Origin of the sequence: Anabaena sp. 54 (assembly GCF_017355725.1) — a bacterium.
Taxonomy (GTDB): Bacteria; Cyanobacteriota; Cyanobacteriia; order Cyanobacteriales; family Nostocaceae; genus Dolichospermum; species Dolichospermum heterosporum.
Genome location: NZ_JAAVWA010000020.1, coordinates 1 through 22,384, shown reverse-complemented (window position 1 = coordinate 22,384; position 22,384 = coordinate 1). Strand labels below are relative to the sequence as shown.

Here is a 22,384-nt window from a genome sequence, read left to right as displayed (position 1 = left end):
TGCTAAATCAATTTAGCAATTGCTGGCGGTAAAAATAATTTCATTAACCTACGAATACCACCTAAGCTAAATCTTTTAGATAAGGGATAGTATTGACTGAAATAAATATCTATGGCTTGCTTTTTCTTCCCCATATTAATTAACTGCATGATTGCGGTTGAAGCTTGTCTCTTAAGCTCATAGTCTTTAGCCCAAGATAGTTCATCAGGAAAATCCGTATTGAAAATTATATGGAAAGATTGTGCAGTTGAATCACTGTTGCTAGACATTGAATTTTTAGTTCTTCGATACTTAGCAGTATGTTTGTCCAAAAAAAAGAAATTCGAGTATTCAAAGGCCAGCCGTAAACTAAAATCAAATTCTCCTCCATTTCCTACTTCTTCATAAGAACGCCATTTTATAGCTTTAGCGGCAGATGCCAGAATCATAAAGCAATCGTTGGGGAACTGGTGCAGTAAGGCAGCCTCTATAGAAGATTTTTGTAATCCAGACTTATTGCTAGTACGAAAGTAGAATTTATTGATATTATAGCTATGATTCATATCAATAGCACCCTCATTGGAAATGAAGTACTGCTTGCCATAAGCGGCGACTAAATTTGGATGAATATCCCAGCAACTATTTAAGTCGTCTAAGGAATTCGGTAGTAGTAAGTCATCATCATGAAGAAGAACTATTTTCTCACCTTTTGCTATCTCATATATAAAATTGATATTTCCTGCCTGACCTAAAGAAGGAGAATGCCTAGTATAGGAAATAGGAATTTTGCATTCCTTCTTAATATCTAAAACTAGGTTTTCAGTTAGGTTATCATCAGAGTCATCACCTATGACGATTTCGATTGGTTGGAGAGTTTGTTCAAATACTGAATACAAAGCTTCTTGGAGAAACTTGGGTCTTTGATATGTTGGGATACATACAGATATCGCTGATTTCATTAGTTTTTATACTGGTAAAGCTAAATAAATTTTTCTATTGATCGTGGTAACAATACTTTCATCAACCTCCGAATACCACCTAAGCTAAGTCTTTTAAATAAGGGATAATATTGGCTGAAATAAATATCTAGAGATTGCTTCTTCTTACCTACATTAATCAACTGAATAATTGCGGTTGATGCTTCTCTCTTCAGCTCATACTCTTTAGCCCAAGATAGTTCCTCTGGAAAATCAGTATTGAGAATTATATTGAAAGATTGGGCAGTTGAATCATCATTGATGTTGCTACTAATTGAAACCTGAGAAAGTCGATATTTAGCAGTATATTTGTCCAAGAAAAAGAAATTCGAGTATTCAAAGGCCAGCCGTAAACTAAAATCAAATTCTCCTCCATTTCCTACTTCTTCATAAGAACGCCATTTTATAGCTTTAGCGGCAGATGCCAGAATCATAAAGCAATCGTTGGGGAACTGGTGCAGTAAGGCAGCCTCTATAGAAGATTTTTGTAATCCAGACTTATTGCTAGTACGAAAGTAGAATTTATTGATATTATAGCTATGATTCATATCAATAGCACCCTCATTGGAAATGAAGTACTGCTTGCCATAAGCGGCGACTAAATTTGGATGAATATCCCAGCAACTATTTAAGTCGTCTAAGGAATTCGGTAGTAGTAAGTCATCATCATGAAGAAGAACTATTTTCTCACCTTTTGCTATCTCATATATAAAATTGATATTTCCTGCCTGACCTAAAGAAGGAGAATGCCTAGTATAGGAAATAGGAATTTTGCATTCCTTCTTAATATCTAAAACTAGGTTTTCAGTTAGGTTATCATCAGAGTCATCACCTATGACGATTTCGATTGGTTGGAGAGTTTGTTCAAATACTGAATACAAAGCTTCTTGGAGAAACTTAGGTCTTTGATATGTTGGGATACATACAGATATCGCTGATTTCATGGACTTTTTCACTTGTAATGAGATAAGTAAAACCTATGTAAAAAAGGGCAAAGAATTTTCTAGCTGCCCGAAAACAGTGATTTCGATATTACGGAATACCGAGAAATGGGATGTTTGGGTAATCCAATCCACTCAGACGGAAGAAAGTCAGATAAAATAGGTTCTTGTTCATTCCAGGGTTCAGGACGAACTACCAGCTTATCTTGATGATTCCCTAACCAAGCTCCCCACCAACTAAATGTGCTATTTGCAACCACAAAGTGCTTGCATTGACTCATCAGATATAAAGATTTTGCGGGTGTAAATCCTTCTATATAAATAACTTGGCAATCAAGAGAGTTGAACACTTCACGACAGTAGGAGATATCATCAGAAAAAACTAAAATGTAATCAACGGCTCTCCCGTCTCTAACAAGATTGATTGCGTTAATATAATACTCATTTGAACATACTCCCAATGTAGGATGCTGCAAAAAGTCACCTCTTCTGATGCTAACTGCAAGACATTCTGTTTGTTCAGTCAAATATAAAAGTTTTGAAAGTGCTTCACATATAAATTCACTTCTTAAAGAGAATGCTTTGAGAATTACATCTTTTTCTGGGAAGAAGCTAGGGGACTGAAAAAATCCTGTGTATGATTGATATGGTTGTACGAAATCTAATTCATAATTACTTTTTTCACTTTCTATGAATATATTATTTGGCTTGTAAAACTTTCTGATAGTAGAATTATGCTGAACTCTATTAGTAAATGAATGCAGCTTGGAGCAATATTGAAAATAGTTAAATACAGACAGATCTTTAAATAAGAATCTTTCAAATCCTTGGCGTATGGACAAATAATCATCTAGTAAAAGTTTAACCTTGAATCGCTGCGAAATATTCAAAGCTAAAGCCAGTTGAAACAACTGATTACCCAGCCGTCCGTTTAGTCTAATGAAAATTTTTTTAATGTTCTTCATAATATTTGCAATTTTTATGCTAACGTCATGAGCAAATCGCTAACTTCTTGACCAGCTACTCTCCAATTCAGACGCGATTCATATTCATTAAAAGCAGAGAGAGCTAATTCTTTGTATTGATTGTAATTCGTAAAGATATTATAAATATATTCACAATATTCCATAGGATCAGTATCCCGATCAAATAGTTTTCCATTCAAATCATCTTTGATAATTGTCGGAATTCCACCAACGCTTCTAGATATACAAGGTACTCCTAATGAATTGGCCTCACAGAAAACAATAGGAGTACAATCTGCAATTGAAGGTAGAATTAGGAAATGAGAATCGGCAATCAGTTGATATATTTTCTTTTTACCTTCAGAAGTGGATTTTGGAATAAAACCAAGAAGTTTAACAAAATCAGGTAAATTTTCATCCACAGTAGGTTGGCTACCAACTACTGTTAATTCAGTATTTAAACCCGAATTATTCAATTTTTTAGCCACCTCTACAGCAACATCACCGCCCTTACGAAACCAGTCAACTCCTAAAAACAAGAGTTTACATTTATTCGTTGGTCTAGATTCAATTGCAGCTTTTATTTCGTCAATATTGTGATCACTTTCGATATTAGCTCCGAAAGGTACAACTTTCACTTTTTCAGGATTGGTATTGTAATAGTTAATGGCTGTTTGGGCTGCCCAGTCAGAAGAATAAATTGCTAATTGAGATTTCTGTAGACTCATACTCTGAATCACATGGGCATTGTGTAGCGATTCTTTACAGAGATTACTATACCCTGGGTAAAAATCTATGATATTTGCAAAGGTTGCATCTGCCCAAAAAACAATCGGTTGATTACATTCGAGATAGGCAATTGAATCACTTCCTGCACTCAAGATAACATCAGTTTTGATACTGTTAAGCTTTTCAGAAATTTGTCTTGCATAGTCCCTGACAATTAATGGGTTAATGTATTCTATATAGTTTTTACCAAAATATTTATAGTAACGACTTTTAAATTTACTCACAAATTGGAGGGCTAATTTAGCCTCTAATGGTCCAATGTAATCAAGAGGTATAGATTGATTTTTAAGTGCCTGAGAAATGTAATAACCTGTTCCAGCCCAGTTGTTATAATCACGAAGAGTCCTGGCATCAAAATTAGTAACGTACGCTATTTTCATTTATTGTTAAACCCTTATTTTTCTCTTTCCTGATTACTACCTTGCCGTTATTTCAGGTGATCGAATTTCTCTCTTAAACTTATAGCCTGTTTGTATAACTCTGAATCAGTTGACAATAATTCTTTGAGCTTATTGACACTAACTGAGTATTTAGGAGTGCTAAGTAAACGATGAAAATAATAACTGAATGTTCGTGCAAGTATAAATATAGGTCGCCTTTTTGGAGATGGCATATCCTTGTACTTAGAGAGAAACTGGTCAGAAAGCCAATCATGAACAAGCTTATATAGCATTTTATTATCTGAATCTGATTTAGGTCTGACATAGTTTGCGTTTGAGTCGTTAGATATGAAAATATTATTAAATTGCATTACATCAGAGCCATAAAAGTTTTGAATAAGCGCCTCTTGAATTTTGCAAGAAACCCACCAATAGATACTATCGAATTGATTTTGATAGGGTAGAAGAATAAAATCTTTGACTACATCTTGATGAAATGCCATTAGTTGTTCGTCATTAGTTAAAAAGCATTGATATTTTAGTCCTTTGAGGGGAGTCTGGACTGTTTTGGGATTTACCGGGACAGCGATGGCTGGCTGGTATTGCAATAGCTGTTTTTCAAATGTTTCCCAGCTTCCCTTGATGAATTTTATATCGTCATCACAAAATATATAGTAGAGATATTCTCCTTTATTCAAAGCCATTTCTAGTAGCTTATTTCTTCCTTCTGCCCATGTAGATTTGGGAAAAAATATTGATTCTTCAATGGCTTGGTTGATTACTGCTTCAATGGGCTGATCATAAGTTAAAAAGATAACGTCAGCATTTCGGTTTTCTGATAGATGCAAGTAATTTTTCATCAAGTCAGCTTTACCTTGGACAAGATAGAGAAAATCTTTCATTGTATGTTAATATCTTAACTATTTTTAACTACCATCTAACGGAATTATCTGTGCCAAATCAGCCTGGTTAGACTTCTTTACTCTAACCAGATCCTCTGAAGTTGCAATTTTTCCGTCAATCTTTATTTTTTGCCCAAAAACATACAACTCAAATTGCTCTGGGAGCTTAACTTACTGACTTACCAGTAATCTCCAAACTTTTGAAAATTTTGAGGAGTCTCTTCAGATTTCGGTCTCACCCAGTGTTCATTATAAAGTGATTGAAAGAACGAACGTTCGTCCCATCTCTTTCCTTTAATTCCAAATAAAATTTGAGTTGCTCCTCCAAGGTGAACTGCTTTTTTGCCAAGAGATTTAACGTAAGCTGCTAATGGCAGCCCATAAGCCCCACAGCCAATAATAGCGATATCAAAATCATATTCTTTAATTCGATCTCGCATCCAATCGTAAGCATCGAACCAAGTATCGAATTCTGTTTTAGTTCCTACTACAGACTGAACTGACTTAAAAGTCATTAGTTCAAACTGAGGAAGAATATCTTTGTTTTTGAAAAGGATTTCTCTATGTTTTATGTATTGCTCTGAAATTGTATCTGTAAAAGGATGAATAACTAAAACTTTCTTATTCTTGAGGTTCATACTCCAAGGATTATCGTGATAGTAAGGTTCAAGAGTTGATAACTTGACAAGATTTGCGTCTGGAGAATAACTTCGTATTATTTCAGCTTCTCCAGGTAAAAACCACCAGACTCCTAAAATATCTATCATTTTTGATGCTTCTAAGTAAACTTCACTAAATTGGTCTAGCAACTTTTCTTGCTGAGGGAAAAAACCGCTACAAACCATCATTTCATTTATCATTCCTTCTTTGTAACAACCTTGCATATAACCATATGCACAGTCCAGTTCTGTATTGCCAAATCTACTAATCATGAGAGGTTCATTATCTGCTATCCTATCGGCAATTAATGAATTTCCCTGTTCGGGGGTTAAAATACGACCGTAAAGGTCTATATTCTTGGCAAAATATGCTTTTCTTCGATTCTCCCATTGCTTTTCGCCCCACCACTGAGAGAAGCTTATATATGACTTGTATATTTGCCCAATAGGGGAGGCTTTGATAATTTGCTTCATTTGATGTTTAATCATTGTTAGTGATATAGCAGTTTTCACTTGAGTGAGATACAATCAAATGTACTATAAAAAGAAAATAACAAACTTTTGGCGTTAGAAATGAAACCATATTCTCTAGATTTACGGACAAAAATTATCGAAATCTATGAACAGGAATAGATATCGCAACGCAAATTAAGTAAGAATGATAGCGATTTCCGCAACATAAATTAAGTAATTTCATATTTTCATCGGTGCAAATAAAAATCCCCAATATTGACAAGATTCTGGAGCATTATGAATTACTGGATTTTCACCAATTACAAATTCCTTAATTAGGATTAAATTAATACTTTTAGCATATTGTAAAAATTCATCTCTATTCAGACACCACCCTAAATACTCGGTATTGTAACCATATTCATAAGGGCGTTGAACCATAACATAGGATGCAACTTGATGAACAATGGGTAAACGAGTAATAAACAAATAGCCACTGGTTGCTTCAGCTAAACCTTTTAAGGTATGTTGCCAATTTTGTGAATAATGCAATGATGTACTTGCAAAAACTAGATCAAATTTCCTGTTCAAACAGCTTTCATCACTGTAAAAATGAGCCTTTGGGAATAATGATTGTCCATATTCTGCCAGTACAGGGACATCCTTGCAATGATAATCTATTGTTAAATCAGGAATTAATTTTTGACTAATTAGATAATAATGACCAATCCCCCCGCCCCAATCTAACAAAGATAACTCTGATTTCTGACGTGAAGCTAAAGCTAAAACATAGCCATAGGTAATGATAATGTTATGAAACATTATATTAGTACGTTCTTCTGAACTTGATTCAGGAGAAATCCCAAAAGGTAAAGTTGTCTCTAAATTTTTAATAAAGGTTGGTAAGTTGGCTTTATATGCCTCTAAAACAGATTCAACATTCCAGCCTTTAATATTAGGATCTTGATTTTGTCTTTCCCATCCTTCAGGGATATACTCCCACTCAATATAGTCGGAAGTTTTAGATTTTAAGCTATTTCTAATTTGTCTTATTCCTTTCCATAGTAATGGTGGAACTATTTCTCGGAAAAGACTTTTCGCTGTATTTAATTTGCTCATAAACCTCAAGAACCCCTTTAATAATATAATCAATTTCCTCTTCCTCATCTGTTAGTTCAGGGTATAGAGGTAAACTAACAATTTCAGATGCTAATTTTTCCGTTACGGGTAAAAATTTACTTTGCCCCTGAAATTCAGAGTAAGATTCTTGTAAATGCACAGGAACAGGATAATGAATAATTGTAGCAATACCTTGTTCTTGAAGTAATTGTTGAAAGCGATCGCGTTGGGGTACTCTAATCACATATAAATGATAGACATGAAACCGTTCTGAGTCCTCAAAAGGGCAAATTATCCCAACTGCTGAAAAAGCTTGATGATAACGTTGGGCAATTTCTCGACGGCGTTGATTCCAAGCATTTAAATAAGGTAATTTAGTATTTAAAATAGCTGCTTGCAATTCATCTAGCCGGCTGTTAAATCCCTTGATGCTGTGGTAATATCGCTTTTCTTGACCATAATTTCGGAGTTTAGTGAGTTTTTCCGCAATCTCTTGATTATTAGTTAATACTAAACCCCCATCACCAAAAGCCCCTAGATTTTTACTGGGGTAAAAGCTAAAACAACCAGCATCACCCATAGTTCCCGCCATTTGATTTTTATACAAAGAACCATGAGACTGGGCGCAATCTTCAATCACGGCTAGATTATATTGGTGGGAAATTTCTAAAATAGGAGTCATATCGGCGCATTGTCCATACAAGTGAACAGGTACAATTGCCTTGGTTTTTGAAGTTATCCTTTCTGCAATTAAGGATGGATTAATAGTATAGGTGGTTTCATCAATATCAACAAAGACGGGAATTGCTCCTGCAAAAGAAATTGCTGAAAGAGTAGGTACACAGGTATTAGCAACGGTAATTACTTCATCCCCATATTCCACACCACTAGCAACCAAAGCTAAATGCAAAGCTTCTGTCCCCGAACCAACTGCAACTCCATACTTTGCATTGCAATAGTAAGCGAAATTTTTCTCAAAACTGTGAACTTGATTTCCTAAAATAAACCAGCCACTATCACATACTTCACTAATTGCAGCATCAATTTCTGTACGAAGTTGATCATACTGACGTTTTAAATCGCCAAAGGGTATTTTCATGATTTTTAATTAAACTTGTTAATTTAAATATTTTTCTAAATGTTCCTTGTAATAATCAATCATTTTTGTATATCCTTCTTTTAAAGAAGTTTGAGGTTGCCAATTTGTCATTTGTGAAAATTTACGATAGTCTCCGTAATAATCTCCAATATCAATGCGTTTCTTCTCCGGGGGAAAAGGAATAATTTCAAATGCCCCATCACCGTTTAAATCTATCAATAATTTGACTAAATTAAGCAAATTAATTGGCTCATTCCCCCCCAGATTATAAACTTGACCATAACACTCTGGTTTTGCCCCGGCCATCACCAAAGCATCAACAACATCATCAACATAATTCATATCTCTGATTTGTTGTCCATCACCAAAGATTTTGATTTTTTCTCCTTGAATAATTTGGCGCACAAAAACACCAATAAACCCCTGCCTATTATGCTTGAGCAATTGCCGGGGACCATAGGTGTTTGTTAGTCTGAGGGAAACAGTGTTGAGGTCATGGACATTATGATAGAGTGTATGATGCCATTCCCCAGCCATATTATTGATGCCATTGACATCGGTGGGATATAGAGGATGGCGTTCATCAACAGGCAAATATTGAGGCTTACCATAAATTTGTCGGGTACTAGCAAAAATCACCACAATTCTAGGATTAAACTTCCGACAAGCTTCTAAAATCACAACTTGCGCTCTGGTATTGATATCCAAATCCGTTAAGGGGTCTGTCATGCTATCAATATGACTGACTTGACCTGCTAAATTAAAGAGATAATCCTGCTCTTTAACTAAATATTCCATACTGTGAGGATCGCGGACATCAGAAAAATTTACGCGTACTTGATTTTTAATAGGTTCAATATTAAATAAATTACCCCCGTATTCTGGAATCATGGAATCAACCAGTGTTACATCGGCTCCCCATTCTACTAATTTAATGGCTAGGGTACTACCAATGAAGCCTAAACCACCAGTAATTAAAACCTTTTTACCTTGATAAGTTTCACGCATAATAATAATATTTCTCTTGTCTTATATCTTTGATGATGCTGCGAATAAACCGATATAAATTATCAGGTCTTTTCGGTGGTCTAGGAAAATTAACAATTCCTAATTTAAATCCGGGTATCAGATTTTGAATTTCCCTGTAGCTTTGATTCAATTCTTGATAATAAGGGGAATAAATCCATTCACAAAGTTTTGGTGTAAGTGGGTAACTTGATAAATAGCCAATTTTGAAGGGATAGATTTTAAGCCCATGGAAATGATAAAAAATTAAGGGGTATTTTTCAACGCATATATCTTCTATATTTTTAGTTAAATGGTATTGGGCTGCATTCCAAGGTGCAAGTCCAGCCCCTAGATGTTGGACTACATGAACTCCTGTAAAGCGTTCTTTCCAGTCATCCAGATATTTTTGGTCGCCGAATTTACCATTCTCGAATCGAGCATAGCACCATTCTATACAGCGATCACGCCACCACTTGAGCGCATTTAATCCTTCAAAGTTGCGACGAAACATCATAAATTGGACGTTATGTATGCCGTAGATAGTTGATTCATCATATTCAGGTAAATAACGATGTTCTGTAAGTAGAATTGATGCGTTCTCTGCTTCTGTAAATATTGGCTCAGGGGATGAAAAGAACATTAAATCTGCATCTAAGTAAGTTATAGTATCAACATGAGATTCTGTGTTCAAAACATATAAAAGAGTTGAAGGAGTACAGGTCCAACAGTATTCTTGCCGAGTTCTTTGCGGCTTAATTTGTAAGAGTTCCGAATCTTCAAATTTCGATAAGGAAACTAAAGTTACTTGATCAAGATTTAGTTGTTGTAAAAGTTGATAGGCTAAATCATCAAAACAAATAATCCAGAGATGAAATTCTTTAGCATGGCGCACTAGAGATCGATACATCACCAAACCACGAGTTAAATAGTTACTATCAAATAGGGTAACGTAGTAGTTCATATTTCCAGGTTTTTTACTGCTGTTTATCTTTTATTTACTATATTAATAAATCTGAGAGATGTAGCTACAGGACTAACTTGATATAATTCTTCTGATAATTTCATCCAGTTGAATGGCACGTTGATCGAAAGTATGATCTTTTAAGGTTCTGACTTGTCCTGCTTGGGCTATAGCCTTTCTTTGCTGGGGATTATTTAACAACCATTGTAACTTTTCAATACATTCTTCTACTGATTTATAAGTAACAACTTCTTTATCTGGTTCAAATAATTCAGGTAAGTTATTTTTCCAATCAGTTAATAAGCAAGTTCCTACTCCCGTTGCTTCAAATAAACGCATATTAGAAGCCGAGTTTTGCGAAATATCAATGTGATTATTAAAAGTAATTTTTGAGTTGTACAATCCTTGAAACATTTCTATGCCAAAAAGAGGTAGATTAGCCATTTTTACAATCATAGGATCTAACTGAATTGGTAGACTATGATCATGATATATGTTGATATAATTTTTGATTTTAGGAATTTGCTGTAAAATCTTTTTCCCAGGTTTAATTTTCGCAACTAATTGAACACTATTATACAAATTTTCCTTTATATAATTTAATATTTTGTTTTTTTGAGTAGGACGGTATACATCAGAAAAAATTTCTATATTACTTTTTTGCAGTAATGCTTTAAGTAAAATTATCCGTTGATTATGGGCTTGTTTACCTGGCATAATCGAGCCTATAAATGAGCAGTCTATAAATGGTTCGTCAGTAGTATTAATTAAATTTAAAATCTGTGGTTCAAAGGCGTGTCTAAAATATTGTGCTTGATGACCTAATGCTTGAAAATTTGTGATTAATTCGGGAATATTGGACAAAACTATGTCATAAGCAGAAAATATTGAAGCATCACTATAAGGCGCGCCACACCAGCCTAACACTAATTTAATGCTTGGGCATTCTGTGCGTAATTGGAGAATAAACTCTTTTTTAAAGGAATTATAGTCATCAACAAAAAGTATATCAGAGTTAAATGACTTAACTTGTGCTTTAGTAATATCTGTTAGCCAATTCTGCTCATTATATGGAACATGATGCTCTTTTGCCCATATTTTTTGCATGGGTTCAGCATTAGCAATGGGTTCCCAGACTTCATAGCCAATTTTACCAAGGGAGTTTGTCCAAAAATCTGCCCAGCCAAAACAGTCTGACACCATTTTTTGATACTGGATTTGGTAGGGTTGATTTACTAATTCAGGATATTTGTTGTAAAATTGGGTTAGGTAGCTGGAATAGTTGGTTGTAATTCTGATTAGGCGCATAAATACTTACTTTTCAAAAAGTTTATAGATTATTATTAAACATTGCTTAAATTTGGAAATATCAATGATTGATTAACGATCACGCGATTACAGCATCCAAAATTAATAACAATTATTTTAGTTTTCAGAACAATAATTATTCATGATTTTAGATTGTCATATCTATCATACTCACAACATAAACTACCTATACCAAAATGGGGTAACTTACCCAACAATGGCTTCAGTGAAGATGTTCTTTGCAAAAAGATAGAAGTTGTTTTTGTATAGTAAACTATGGGTGTTAGACCAAAAAAATCTACCTGAATCAAATCCTGCTCTCTCAAGTTTGAACACAATTCAGGATATCTTTCAGAATCATCAAGTATAATTAAGCCATCATTAGCTACATAGTTTATTGCTACCTCAGCACAGTCATATCTATAAGCTCCATCAATTATTATTAAATCATAAAGTGTATTACCATTTTTTATGGAATTAACATAGTCAAATTGTTTTTCTTTTAAATAAAGATTTAAATTATTAGGCTTTGATTTACTGAGTATTTCAAACCATAAATAATCTATTTCAACACTAGTAACACTTCCTGCTAATGATGACCAAAATATAGAACTATTTCCACTTCCATATTCAAATATGTGGTTTCCACTAAAATCAAATTGTCTTAAATATTCAATAGCTGGATAAGTATACCAAGGAATTGGATTCAGCAAAGCATCTACTGGTTTGCTTAACTGAACTGATTTTTGATGACCATATTCATTTTCAATGAGATTAATAAGATATATGACGTTATGAACACCAATTTCATAAGATTTTCTATATAAATGGACTATATTCTTGAAGCTTGTATATTTATTCTTGAAAGAAGTTAGAAGTTTTTTCATTTTGTGTATCACCTAATTTACACAGTTGTAATTCTTAAATTAACATTGTTTCAACGAAACTTTGTCACTAAAACTCTTATGAGGAAAGCATTTTTTTAATAGCAATTTGATATTAAACTCGCTACAAAAATAAATTGCATAACTAAGTCTAGGACTATTTTTGATCATTTATATCTGTAGCAAGCTTAATTCCTATAGAGTGCTTATTTATCGGAAAATACTACAAATCAAGGTAACTTTTATTTTTCGTACCAACTACACTTTTGGCAAATATTTAATAGATTACCACTCCTAAAGCTGTCTCTAATCTTTTTAGCTTTAGGCGAATTGTATGCAGCAGTCAAACTTAATTCTGAAATATGTCCAATCTTAAGCTCATCTTCATTATTACCATTATCTATCCTTGCTCCACACAGGCGAATAGATCCGTCAACAACAATTTGGGCATTATATATTCTTGAACATGGTTGAATTGGACCTGATAGCTCGGTGTGAAGTAGTTCCATTCCTGGTAATAAGTCACTATCTTTAATCATGCCTGACCATGAATCAAAAGATGACATTGAAGTTACAATAACTCCTTCTGATAAATAAGGGTGAACAAACTCAAGATAATCAGGAAGTTGCTTACATTCATCTAATGTACGATCAGCCCTAAAGCTTATTTCAAGAAGCTTAATGGTTTTATTATTTGCATTTGAGAATGCAATCAAAAGATTTTTTAAATTTGAGATAACCTTAGAATACAGATTAGATCTGTAAATCTTAAGATAGATTTCTTCGTCCAAAGGAGGAACCGATATATGTAATCCTGTCAAACCAGAATTAACAAGTTCGTCCAGGTCTATAGTGTGAAAAAGAGAGGCATTCGTATATGTACCTATATGCTTTATAGACTTAAATGAGTCAAGTTTTTTAATCCAATCAATAATCTTTTTGTTGGTAAATATTTCACCAGTAATGGGAGTTAACTGAATTGAATCTCCACCCATTTGGGTATACTCCTCAACAATTCCTTGAAATTCATCAAAAGAAGGAATCTTTTTTGGAAGCTGATCATATTGATAAGAGCAGAAAATACAATTAGAAGTACAGATATTACTAGGCTCAAGACCTAATATGTTTGGTCGTCGTGAATACCTAATTCTTTCAATTAGCTTCCTGGTTTTGTAATTCACTATTCTGTATTTTCTAACAATCAAGCGAAATATCAAGAAATACTTAAGTATTTCTTTTAGTTTAAAAACTGTTAATTGATTAGTGATTGAAAAAATCATAAAACCTCCTAGAAAAGAGTAGTATCTCAAGAATTAACTTGTAGCCATTCCTGCTCAATAAATATACCACTATGGCTAGATGGAGGTATTCTGCCTGTACCATAAAAATCTCCATCTTCAACAGTTAAACAAATTGCCTCTTGAATCCAATCCTGAATAATATTATTCTCTCGAATCAGAAGATTAATAATATAATTACCTGAGCCAAGAGGAAGCTTTTTAATTATACATGATATAAAGCCTTTTTTAGATATTGTTTCAAAAACTTGTGCTGCTATCTGATTACTAAGAAATGTTATTAATGTTCCATTAACCGAACTAATACTAATGCCAGCATGAACTTTTTTGAGTGTTTCCTCTTGGCTTTCATAAAATATTCTAAACTCCACTGATTGTCCAGATACTAAATAATTTAGTTCATTTCCCTGAGCATCAAAGAAGCCGAGACGCATAATGCGGATTTTACCTTCACCTCGACGATCTTTACGTTCTGATAAGTTAGGTTTAGATATTTGATTAACTTGCATTAAATATTTATTAATTGCATTATTTACAGTTCCCAGAGGAAATTCTACAATTCCTGTCTTTAAAACTAATGCTTTTGAACATAATGATGAAATTGCTGCCATATTATGACTCACAAACAAAACTGTCTTTCCCTCTTTTCCTGCCACATCCTCCATCTTCCCCAAACACTTCTTCTGAAACTGAGCATCCCCCACCGCCAAAACTTCATCTACAATTAAAATCTCCGGTTCTAAATGCGCTGCCACCGCAAACGCCAACCGCACATACATCCCCGAAGAATAACGTTTTACAGGCGTATCCAAAAACTTCTCCACCTCTGCAAACGCAACTATCTCATCAAACTTGCGTTTAATCTCCTCCTTACCCATGCCCAAAATTGCCCCATTGAGAAATATATTTTCTCTCCCTGTTAACTCTGGATGAAAACCAGTCCCCACCTCTAATAAACTAGCAACCCTACCCTTGATTTTGATGCTTCCAGTAGTAGGTTCAGTAATACGGCTTAAAATCTTCAATAACGTTGATTTACCTGCACCATTGCGCCCAATAATTCCAACTCTATCACCTTGTTTAATTTCAAATGAAACATCCTTTAAAGCCCAAAATTCTTCAAAAGCAGGATTTTCCTTTTTAGCTTGAGAATTAATCAAACTACTGAGAGACTTAACTTTATTAGTAATCACATCTCGCAGTGCTGTATAGCGTTCTTGCTGCTGATGACCAATAATATATTTTTTACCTAAATTTTCAACGCGAATCACTGTATCAGACATCTTAAAAAAATCTAATTTTTTACAAACGATAAGTTAGTAAATGGTGAAATAAAACAAAAAGTGGTTTGATAATTTATCAAAGCACTAAATCACATCAGCAAATGTTCGTTCCATTTTGCGAAAATACCAAATTCCACTCAATAATAGTAAAACTACTAACACCATCGAAAGCATAAAACCTGGTAAATATAATTTTGATTCTCCTCCTAAAATTGCCCACCTAAAACCATCTATTACTCCAACCATAGGATTTAAGGAATAGATGAATCTCCACTGTTCAGGAACTATGCTACTACTAAATCCTACAGGGGAAATGTACAAACCAAACTGGACTATAAAAGGGACAATAAACCGAAAATCTCGATACTGGACATTCAATGAAGCTAACCACAAACCCGCACCCATAGAAGCCGCAAAGGCGATACCAATAAACAATGGTAAAGTCAAAATCCGCCAACTAGGAACAAAGTTATACCATGCCATTAATGCCAATAAAATCATTCCCGAAATCATAAAATCTACAAAGCTAACTACTATCGCACTGGTCGGTACTACCAACCGGGGAAAATAGACTTTAGAAAGTAAATTAGCATTACTAATTAAACTATTACTACACTCTGAAAGGGAATTAGAAAAAAACTGCCAAGGTAACATGGCAGAAAATACAAGAATTGGATAGGGCGCACCTTCTGAGGGTAATTTCGCCAATTGTCCAAATACAACTGTAAATACTACCATTGTTAAAAAAGGACGAATTAACGCCCAAATAATACCAATAACAGTTTGTTTATATCTAACTAAAATATCTCTCCATGCTAGGAAGTAAAATAATTCTCGATAACGCCAGATATCTTGCCAATATTGCTTTTCTGTACGCCCTGCTTCAATTACTAATTCTGGCTGAAAAGTAGTTTCTTTCATAATATTTGAAATATCAATTTATGACTCGAAAATCTTTCACACTATTACCGCCAATCATCCGAGATTGTCTATAGGTAAACTCTCCCACAGAAGGATTTCGATGGGGATGAATTACACCTGTTGCTTGTTGCCAAAGTTCTGCCGGAGCAAGAGATAATTTATATCTAGATTCATGCTTATAAACATGATACCATTTTGTTTCTTGGCACTCTTCACACCAAAAAGCCTCTAGCCACTCACCATGTAAAGAAACAGTGTTCTTAGTATTAACTAAAATCATGGCTTCTCGACGAGAAATACCTCGTTTTTGGAGTTGTCCAGCTTGTTCCGTAAATAGTCCATATTTTTGGCTGACACTATCTATATAACAGTTATGTATTGGACAATAGATAGCTCTGCGTTTAGAACGTTTCCGATTTCGATCACACCTTTTCTGCACTTTGGCCTCCTGATCATTAACTAAAAAATAGATCGTAAGAAGGTTGCATTGGAGGGACTGAGATCAATAAGACCATCAAAGTTCAACTCCTGATTCAACATTGTTTGAGGTATTAATTTTTTAACTAAGAAATTCTGATTGGCTCATTTAAAGAGAATTTTTTGTATCTACATTTTCTTGAAACTAAACTATGTTGTAAATTAGCATTGTTGCATGGTTTATTGTAGACAAATTGGCAGAAAGTGTGTAGGCTTGCAAATGAATTTATAAAATCTACTTTTTTATACTTGAGTAGATATATCTGATAATTCAATCTCTCACTTTGGGAAGAAAATTATGCCCATCGAATGATGTATCTGAATTTAGAAATACTGAATTGAAAGCAATTAAATGATAGTTCAATATAAAAGTCAATACCTAATTTTTCATTTTCTGTGAATTTTACACAATCTTTGCAGGTTGTTAATATAAACAGTTAAATTATAAATCTTCTAACAAGATGTAACTTATCTCTTGACAAATTTATCAATAATATATTTAGCAAAATGAAAGCTGATAGAGATTTTGCCAATTTGTCCACTACAATTCATGAAACAGTGCTAATTTACAAACTACTTGACTTTGCAAGTTTTATACTTAATTGAAATATCGAGTTAAAAATCAATTATAAACTATATAAGGTTTGAGATGATAAAAAATCCCTATGCTTTCCAAACTTTGTCTCAAATAAATACAGAACAGGGTCAATCTACTCCTTTCATTTATACAGTTCAGCCGGAAGAAAGTAATGAAGGTGGATTAAACTTAGGCGAATTATGGGCAGTAATTCGACGGAGAATAATTTTCATTATCATGGGAACAACTACTTTTGCTTGTGCTGGTGTGGGATTAGCTTTGAATAGTCCTCCTATTTATGTTGCTAAATTTGAAATTTTAACTGAGCCGATTACGGCGGAAGATAAAGTAGTACGAGATGATAGATTCAAAGCAGATGATAACAAAATTGATGAAACTAAGTTGAAGATTTTACAAAGTCCTAAACTGATGTCTCCCCTGACTCAAGAAGTGCAAAAATATTATCCAGGTAGTACCGCACCTCAACTCAATATCAAACTCCTGCCAAATACTAAAATTGTAGAAGTCAGTTACCAAGATCCCAACCCTAAAAAAGTTTTGTTTGTATTAAATCAAGCATCTGAATCATACTTAAAATACAGTTTAGAAGAACGCCAAACAGAAACTAAATTGGGAATTAAATTTGTTGAAAAACAATTGCCGCAACTACTAAATAGAATGGAAACCCTTCAGTCACAACTACAACTCTTTCGGCAAAAATATGGACTGATTAATGCTGAAGTTCAAGGACAGGAACTTGCTAGTCAATTTAACCAAATTGTGCAGAAACGGCTCAATGCAGAAATGCAATTAGCTAGAACTAAAACACTCTATACTATTCTACAAAAACAGTTGAGACTGGAAACTGATGAAGCAGAGGCTATTTCCATATTGAGTGAGTCTCCTGATTACCAGAAGCTATTAAGCCAACTCCAAGATAGAGAAGCTACAATTGCTATAAAATCATCTGAATATACAGAAAATAGTCCAAATATTCAAACCCTGCTGATTCAAAAACAAAATTTACTGGATTTAGTAGGCAGAGAAAAACGGCGACTTTTGGGAATAAAATTGTCAAACACAAAGATGAATTCCTTAGATTTAGTGACACCAAATTCAGCTCGTCTGCGAGAAATTCAAAAATTTCTTGAGATAAATAAACAAATTGAGGTATTAAAAACAGAAATCCAATCTCTTAATCAAGCTGAAAATTCTTTGCGGCAACAGATTAAACTCTTTCCCTTTATTATTCGTCAAAAAGATGATTTAGAACGACAATTAAAAATTGCTGTTGATAATCTTAATCACTTTTTAACGGAACTGGAAAGATTACGCATAGATTCAGCCCAAAAGCAGATACCTTGGCAGATACTTACTCCTCCTATTCAGCCAGAAAATCTTGCACCAAGTACCATACAAAATTTAATTGTAGGAACAGTTTTGGGCTTATTATTAAGCACGGGATTTGCTTTAATTATAGATAAGCTCAACAACGTTTTCTATGACAATGAGGAAGTTAAAGATAAAATTAAATTTCCTATATTAGGGAATATTCCTCATATTAAGTTTGGTAAAAATGGTCAGCCTGATCAAAAACAGAACATCTCAAAGTTTTGGGAATCTTTTCGCTCTGTTTATACAAATATTGCTCTGCTCAAAGGTGATAGTTCTCTCCGTTCTCTAGCAGTCATTTCAGCGGCTCCTGGAGATGGTAAATCGACAATTGCTTTTTACCTAGCTCAGACAGCAGCAGTGATGGGTAAACGGGTGCTATTGGTGGATGCAAATCTACGTAATCCTAGTATCCATAAAATATTGGACTTGCCTAATACAAAAGGATTAAGCAATCTGATTGCTGAAGGGCTAAATTTTGAGAATGTTATACACAGACATAGTAGCGGTACCAGAGAACAAAATTATGGTTCACAGAAAGCGACTGCAAATGATATAGAAAAATTATTCTTAGAGGATAACTTGTTTATCTTAACTACTGGAGAAATTTCCCAAAATCCCACAAGTTTACTGTCATCTCCTCAGATGGAAAGCTTGACAGAACAATTTAAACAAAGTTTTGACTTAATCATATATGACACATCACATCTATTAGGTTTTGCAGATACTAATATCCTGAGTAGGCATACAGATGCAAGTATTTTGGTTATAGGAGTAGGTAAAACAAACCGTTCTGTTTTAGCCAAAGCATTAGAGCAATTAAATTTCTCTTCTACTCCTATTTTGGGTGCGATTACTGTTGATGTATGAAGATCAAATACTAGGTTTACATTACTGTAAAACGTAATTATTTACTCCCTCCTATAAATTGCTCAAAACCATTTATTTATCGTAAGAATTCAGGTGTTTGAAACCCAGTCAAAGGGCAGGTTTCAAAATTGAATTTGGGTTATTAACATACCTTTAGTCGCAATAATTAGGGTTGGCTGAAAAAGTTGTTTGTGAAGATAGGGAACAGGAAGGATCAGGGAACAGTTTTAGCTATATGGATATGCTCAATCTTCCAAACCCGACAAGGAAAAATGCACCTATTTTGAGACACAATAAGCCAAAACCTGGCACTTTTTTGTGATAAAAATCCGCGAAACCTTTATTAATAAACGGTTTTAGCTTTATTCAGCAAGCCCTAAGTAATCAAAATATAGGCGTTACGTAATTCTTATTGAGAATAGAAATTTGTGTTTAATTCCCAGAAAATCTTGTCAGGAAATGATTGTAGAGATTTTGGTATGACCTCAATCTTTACTATTTATCGTTGGCAGGTAAGGGAAGTGTGAAAGGGTAAAAGGTTACTATCAAACAACTCAGATGATTGTTTACTAACTTTGAGTTTTAAACATTATCTTAAGATTTTTACAACTCAACAATATAAATAAAAAGATGCTAACTACAAAAAATCAAATTCAATACTTACATCCATCTCCGGAATTTGAAACTTCAATAACCCCTGCCAGGATTGATATAATTGGCTCTCCTGTTACTGCTTTACCCTTTGAAGTTCAAATAAATATCATATTAGAATGGGCGATGAGTAAAGTCAGCAAAGTTATTTGCGTATCTAATACCCATATGCTCGTAGAGGCTTATTGGCATCCAGAGTTTTCCTCTGTTTTAAAGAGTGCGGATATTGCAACTCCTGACGGAATGCCGTTGGTTTGGATGTTGAAACTAATGGGTGCAGGTTCTCAAAACCGCGTTGCTGGTATGGATATTCTTTTATCTTTGTGTAAATTAGCTCCGCTAAGAGATATTCATCTTTTTTTCTTAGGTGCTGATGTAGTAACTCTAGAGAAGATAAGAAACAAGTTAGAGCGTGTCTTTCCAAATGTAAAAATTGCTGGGATGGAGCCTTTACCATTTCGTCCACTCACACACGCAGAGGATGAAGCTATTATCAAAAAGATTCACGATAGTGGTGCAGGAATAGTTTTAGTGGCTTTAGGATGTCCAAAACAAGAGTTATGGATGAACCAACACAAAGACAAAATTCAGGCTGTGATGATTGGTTTGGGGGGGGCATTTTCTGTCTTTGCAGAAAGTCATAAAAGAGCGCCTTATTGGATACGTCATTTAGGATGTGAGTGGTTATATCGTTTGATTCAAGAACCATTGAGACTATTTAATCGCTACATTACAACTATCCCAACCTTTATGTGGTTAGCTTTAAAGCAAATCTCAAATAAATTTGCATCTAAGTAGGTTTTTGAGTTTTGGGGTTTACAGCAGTTTGAGATCAAACCCACCACAAAAATTAATCGCAGAATGAAGTTTGGTACTGGTTTTCACCATTTTTATTTGTGGCACGGTTGATTACAATTTGCTGTAAGTTGAGCGAACTGACAAGTCAGCACTTGCGCTATCGCATCCCTGTAGGTATCGCTTGACAAAGTTACAAGTTTTTATAAGAAAATAGGCTAAAAACCATTGAGGGCAAGTTTTGGAGCGTGGCGGAAAAACTTAACTGTCCTTTAGGCAAGGGATGAAAGCCAACTAGAGGCTGTCTTCCTCCAGTGACTTATGTTACATAATTACCACAGGAAAGGTAATCAACCTGTCTAAAAACCTCACTGCCTAATGGTAATCTGTACCTTGACAATTAAATCTATGCGGTTCTACTGCATTGTTCTAGTTCCCTCCTAGCAGTAGGTAAAAGATTTATACAGAGCTAGACGAATCAGAATTTTTGAAACAGAAAAGTCTCATAATATCGGGAAAATTAGCCCGCGCTTCACTTGCACTAATGACAGACATAGTGCCTCACAAAATTTATAGGGTCAAATATGATTATAGATTATTTGTCTGTTTCTTGCAAATTGTACAAAATTTAAGTTTTGAGCGATAGCGCAAGCACTGACTAAGTAGGTGAACACAATAAAACCAAACTGTGTAAAGAAACGTAAAATCGCTGAAAACTTCTTTACTATTGCCTCTTGCCTCTTGCCTTGCTATAACGACAATTTTCAACGTCAACCTACTTAGGTTATGAACATTTATTAGAAATGTTGAAAGATGCTGTTCAAGGTCGGTTAGAAGTTGCTAGTCAGCAAGAAGAAATTGAACCACAAAAACAGTTAATTGAGTTATCTTTACGCAATCGGTTTCTGGTAAGTCTCTGTGTAAGATTGTTGAACGCTATGGATGGAATCTAAAAAGGATTACAGGTAGTCATCATATCTATATTAAGGAAGGTATGAGTGTGATTCTTTCTATACCTATTGATAGTAATCGTGATCTACCTACGGGTACACTGGGAAGTATTTTGAAAGATGCTGGTTTGACTGAAGAAGATTTAGATTAATTTCATTGATCGCCTGAGTATAGGATATAATCGTACTATTAAACTAATGAAGTTAGGTATTTCTAATCTTGATATTGTTTTAGCTTTTCGTGATCCTGAAGAAAGGAAATATACTGTATTTGCTACTGCTTGAATAAAGATTTTGCTGCGATCGCATCCCTTCAACCTCCCAAACAGCGATTCCTAGGTCGTGCTTCGCTATCGCACTCCCTCAACCCCCTAAAATCTCTTTTCACCTCACGCAATGTCAAAAGAGTGGTATGATTGACTGGTAAGATAAATGAGTCATACATAATGATGAAAGTCACAATTACTTTAGAAGAAAATGAATATTGGGAAGAAATTCGTACTGCTTTGGATGTGGTTTTGGGGAATTTGTCTTCATTTGAGCGATCGCACACATTTTTCTGTATCCCTTCTTATATCACGCAAATCCGTAAATAAATAGCGATTTTTTCACCTCACGCAAAGGAAAAGGAGATTCTATTATAGAGATTTTCATAAATTTATGATACAAACTGTGGAGTGAAAGACGTTCCTTTTCAAGTAGAGCATATTCATCCACGAGCCAAGGGTGGTAGTAATTCAATTACA

Annotated in this window: 22 protein-coding genes; 6 read left to right on the top strand and 16 right to left on the bottom strand. The window is 34.4% G+C overall.

The window, feature by feature from the left end; translation table 11 throughout:
* Positions 1 to 2: 2 nt before the first annotated feature.
* The 16 genes from HEQ36_RS17140 to HEQ36_RS17065 all read right to left on the bottom strand — a co-directional run bounded on the left by HEQ36_RS17140 (position 3) and on the right by HEQ36_RS17065 (position 16,365).
* Entirely contained in the window at positions 3 to 938 is a 936-nt protein-coding gene (locus tag HEQ36_RS17140) for a glycosyltransferase (protein ID WP_168636370.1), read from the bottom strand.
* Between the two features lie 20 nt (positions 939 to 958).
* Positions 959 to 1,900, bottom strand: coding sequence for a glycosyltransferase (locus HEQ36_RS17135; RefSeq protein WP_290708130.1), 942 nt, complete (start codon positions 1,898 to 1,900; stop codon positions 959 to 961).
* A 59-nt stretch (positions 1,901 to 1,959) separates the two neighbouring features.
* Positions 1,960 to 2,862, bottom strand: coding sequence for an alpha-1,2-fucosyltransferase (locus HEQ36_RS17130; protein WP_168636369.1), 903 nt, complete (start codon positions 2,860 to 2,862; stop codon positions 1,960 to 1,962).
* A 14-nt stretch (positions 2,863 to 2,876) separates the two neighbouring features.
* Positions 2,877 to 4,031, bottom strand: a complete 1,155-nt coding sequence (locus HEQ36_RS17125) for a glycosyltransferase family 4 protein (protein ID WP_168636368.1) — start codon at positions 4,029 to 4,031, stop codon at positions 2,877 to 2,879.
* Between the two features lie 47 nt (positions 4,032 to 4,078).
* Positions 4,079 to 4,933, bottom strand: a complete 855-nt coding sequence (locus tag HEQ36_RS17120; protein ID WP_168636367.1) for a hypothetical protein — start codon at positions 4,931 to 4,933, stop codon at positions 4,079 to 4,081.
* Between the two features lie 179 nt (positions 4,934 to 5,112).
* Entirely contained in the window at positions 5,113 to 6,081 is a 969-nt protein-coding gene (locus tag HEQ36_RS17115; protein WP_168636366.1) for a hypothetical protein, read from the bottom strand.
* Between the two features lie 204 nt (positions 6,082 to 6,285).
* Positions 6,286 to 7,164 carry a hypothetical protein gene (locus HEQ36_RS17110; RefSeq protein WP_168636365.1) on the bottom strand — a complete coding sequence of 293 codons (879 nt, stop codon included), beginning with the start codon at positions 7,162 to 7,164 and terminating at the stop codon, positions 6,286 to 6,288.
* Positions 7,085 to 8,263, bottom strand: a complete 1,179-nt coding sequence (locus tag HEQ36_RS17105) for a DegT/DnrJ/EryC1/StrS aminotransferase family protein (protein ID WP_290708127.1) — start codon at positions 8,261 to 8,263, stop codon at positions 7,085 to 7,087. Before HEQ36_RS17105 ends, HEQ36_RS17110 begins: the two co-directional genes overlap by 80 nt.
* Positions 8,264 to 8,281: 18 nt before the next feature.
* Positions 8,282 to 9,271, bottom strand: coding sequence for an NAD-dependent epimerase/dehydratase family protein (locus HEQ36_RS17100; protein ID WP_205748557.1), 990 nt, complete (start codon positions 9,269 to 9,271; stop codon positions 8,282 to 8,284).
* On the bottom strand, positions 9,264 to 10,232 hold the full coding sequence (locus tag HEQ36_RS17095; RefSeq protein WP_168636363.1) for a glycosyl transferase: 969 nt from the start codon (positions 10,230 to 10,232) through the stop codon (positions 9,264 to 9,266). Before HEQ36_RS17095 ends, HEQ36_RS17100 begins: the two co-directional genes overlap by 8 nt.
* Before the next feature lie 72 nt (positions 10,233 to 10,304).
* The gene (locus HEQ36_RS17090) at positions 10,305 to 11,540 is read right to left on the bottom strand and encodes a glycosyltransferase (protein ID WP_168636362.1); all 1,236 of its coding nucleotides are present in this window, start codon (positions 11,538 to 11,540) and stop codon (positions 10,305 to 10,307) included.
* Positions 11,541 to 11,680: 140 nt separating this feature from the next.
* Complete coding sequence (locus HEQ36_RS17085) at positions 11,681 to 12,427, bottom strand: class I SAM-dependent methyltransferase (RefSeq protein WP_168636361.1); 747 nt, start codon at positions 12,425 to 12,427, stop codon at positions 11,681 to 11,683.
* Positions 12,428 to 12,666: 239 nt separating this feature from the next.
* Positions 12,667 to 13,704, bottom strand: a complete 1,038-nt coding sequence (locus HEQ36_RS17080; protein ID WP_168636360.1) for a radical SAM protein — start codon at positions 13,702 to 13,704, stop codon at positions 12,667 to 12,669.
* Positions 13,705 to 13,730: 26 nt separating this feature from the next.
* Complete coding sequence (locus HEQ36_RS17075; RefSeq protein WP_168636359.1) at positions 13,731 to 15,005, bottom strand: ABC transporter ATP-binding protein; 1,275 nt, start codon at positions 15,003 to 15,005, stop codon at positions 13,731 to 13,733.
* 84 nt (positions 15,006 to 15,089) lie between these two features.
* A complete protein-coding gene (locus HEQ36_RS17070; RefSeq protein WP_168636358.1) occupies positions 15,090 to 15,926 on the bottom strand; it encodes an ABC transporter permease in 837 nt (278 codons plus the stop codon).
* A 13-nt stretch (positions 15,927 to 15,939) separates the two neighbouring features.
* Positions 15,940 to 16,365, bottom strand: a complete 426-nt coding sequence (locus HEQ36_RS17065; RefSeq protein ID WP_168636357.1) for a hypothetical protein — start codon at positions 16,363 to 16,365, stop codon at positions 15,940 to 15,942.
* Positions 16,366 to 17,052: 687 nt separating this feature from the next.
* Here HEQ36_RS17065 and HEQ36_RS17060 point away from each other — a divergent pair.
* The 6 genes from HEQ36_RS17060 to HEQ36_RS17035 all read left to right on the top strand — a co-directional run bounded on the left by HEQ36_RS17060 (position 17,053) and on the right by HEQ36_RS17035 (position 22,234).
* Positions 17,053 to 19,242 carry a tyrosine-protein kinase domain-containing protein gene (locus HEQ36_RS17060; RefSeq protein ID WP_168636356.1) on the top strand — a complete coding sequence of 730 codons (2,190 nt, stop codon included), beginning with the start codon at positions 17,053 to 17,055 and terminating at the stop codon, positions 19,240 to 19,242.
* A gap of 630 nt (positions 19,243 to 19,872) precedes the next feature.
* Entirely contained in the window at positions 19,873 to 20,691 is an 819-nt protein-coding gene (locus HEQ36_RS17055) for a WecB/TagA/CpsF family glycosyltransferase (RefSeq protein WP_053538743.1), read from the top strand.
* An 800-nt stretch (positions 20,692 to 21,491) separates the two neighbouring features.
* Positions 21,492 to 21,641 (top strand): hypothetical protein, encoded by a 150-nt coding sequence (locus tag HEQ36_RS17050; protein ID WP_168636355.1) that lies wholly within the window; start codon positions 21,492 to 21,494, stop codon positions 21,639 to 21,641.
* Positions 21,575 to 21,790 carry a type II toxin-antitoxin system HicA family toxin gene (locus tag HEQ36_RS17045; RefSeq protein ID WP_053538744.1) on the top strand — a complete coding sequence of 72 codons (216 nt, stop codon included), beginning with the start codon at positions 21,575 to 21,577 and terminating at the stop codon, positions 21,788 to 21,790. The genes HEQ36_RS17050 and HEQ36_RS17045 overlap by 67 nt, the downstream gene beginning before the upstream one ends.
* Positions 21,791 to 21,836: 46 nt before the next feature.
* Positions 21,837 to 21,923, top strand: a complete 87-nt coding sequence (locus HEQ36_RS17040; protein ID WP_233455526.1) for an element excision factor XisI family protein — start codon at positions 21,837 to 21,839, stop codon at positions 21,921 to 21,923.
* A gap of 161 nt (positions 21,924 to 22,084) precedes the next feature.
* Positions 22,085 to 22,234 carry a hypothetical protein gene (locus tag HEQ36_RS17035; protein WP_168636354.1) on the top strand — a complete coding sequence of 50 codons (150 nt, stop codon included), beginning with the start codon at positions 22,085 to 22,087 and terminating at the stop codon, positions 22,232 to 22,234.
* Positions 22,235 to 22,384: the final 150 nt, after the last annotated feature.

Excerpts from the sequence above, each read along its gene's own strand:
- HEQ36_RS17070 (WP_168636358.1), bottom strand. The coding sequence starts at position 15,926 with ATGAAAGAAACTACTTTTCAGCCAGAATTAGTAATTGAAGCAGGGCGT.
- HEQ36_RS17140 (WP_168636370.1), bottom strand. The coding sequence starts at position 938 with ATGAAATCAGCGATATCTGTATGTATCCCAACATATCAAAGACCCAAG.
- HEQ36_RS17130 (WP_168636369.1), bottom strand. The coding sequence starts at position 2,862 with ATGAAGAACATTAAAAAAATTTTCATTAGACTAAACGGACGGCTGGGT.
- HEQ36_RS17075 (WP_168636359.1), bottom strand. The coding sequence starts at position 15,005 with ATGTCTGATACAGTGATTCGCGTTGAAAATTTAGGTAAAAAATATATT.
- HEQ36_RS17115 (WP_168636366.1), bottom strand. The coding sequence starts at position 6,081 with ATGATTAAACATCAAATGAAGCAAATTATCAAAGCCTCCCCTATTGGG.
- HEQ36_RS17050 (WP_168636355.1), top strand. The coding sequence starts at position 21,492 with ATGTTGAAAGATGCTGTTCAAGGTCGGTTAGAAGTTGCTAGTCAGCAA.
- HEQ36_RS17100 (WP_205748557.1), bottom strand. The coding sequence starts at position 9,271 with ATGCGTGAAACTTATCAAGGTAAAAAGGTTTTAATTACTGGTGGTTTA.
- HEQ36_RS17125 (WP_168636368.1), bottom strand. The coding sequence starts at position 4,031 with ATGAAAATAGCGTACGTTACTAATTTTGATGCCAGGACTCTTCGTGAT.
- HEQ36_RS17090 (WP_168636362.1), bottom strand. The coding sequence starts at position 11,540 with ATGCGCCTAATCAGAATTACAACCAACTATTCCAGCTACCTAACCCAA.
- HEQ36_RS17135 (WP_290708130.1), bottom strand. The coding sequence starts at position 1,900 with ATGAAATCAGCGATATCTGTATGTATCCCAACATATCAAAGACCTAAG.
- HEQ36_RS17085 (WP_168636361.1), bottom strand. The coding sequence starts at position 12,427 with ATGAAAAAACTTCTAACTTCTTTCAAGAATAAATATACAAGCTTCAAG.
- HEQ36_RS17035 (WP_168636354.1), top strand. The coding sequence starts at position 22,085 with ATGATGAAAGTCACAATTACTTTAGAAGAAAATGAATATTGGGAAGAA.
- HEQ36_RS17080 (WP_168636360.1), bottom strand. The coding sequence starts at position 13,704 with ATGATTTTTTCAATCACTAATCAATTAACAGTTTTTAAACTAAAAGAA.
- HEQ36_RS17120 (WP_168636367.1), bottom strand. The coding sequence starts at position 4,933 with ATGAAAGATTTTCTCTATCTTGTCCAAGGTAAAGCTGACTTGATGAAA.
- HEQ36_RS17060 (WP_168636356.1), top strand. The coding sequence starts at position 17,053 with ATGATAAAAAATCCCTATGCTTTCCAAACTTTGTCTCAAATAAATACA.
- HEQ36_RS17105 (WP_290708127.1), bottom strand. The coding sequence starts at position 8,263 with ATGAAAATACCCTTTGGCGATTTAAAACGTCAGTATGATCAACTTCGT.
- HEQ36_RS17095 (WP_168636363.1), bottom strand. The coding sequence starts at position 10,232 with ATGAACTACTACGTTACCCTATTTGATAGTAACTATTTAACTCGTGGT.
- HEQ36_RS17040 (WP_233455526.1), top strand. The coding sequence starts at position 21,837 with ATGAAGTTAGGTATTTCTAATCTTGATATTGTTTTAGCTTTTCGTGAT.
- HEQ36_RS17110 (WP_168636365.1), bottom strand. The coding sequence starts at position 7,164 with ATGAGCAAATTAAATACAGCGAAAAGTCTTTTCCGAGAAATAGTTCCA.
- HEQ36_RS17055 (WP_053538743.1), top strand. The coding sequence starts at position 19,873 with ATGCTAACTACAAAAAATCAAATTCAATACTTACATCCATCTCCGGAA.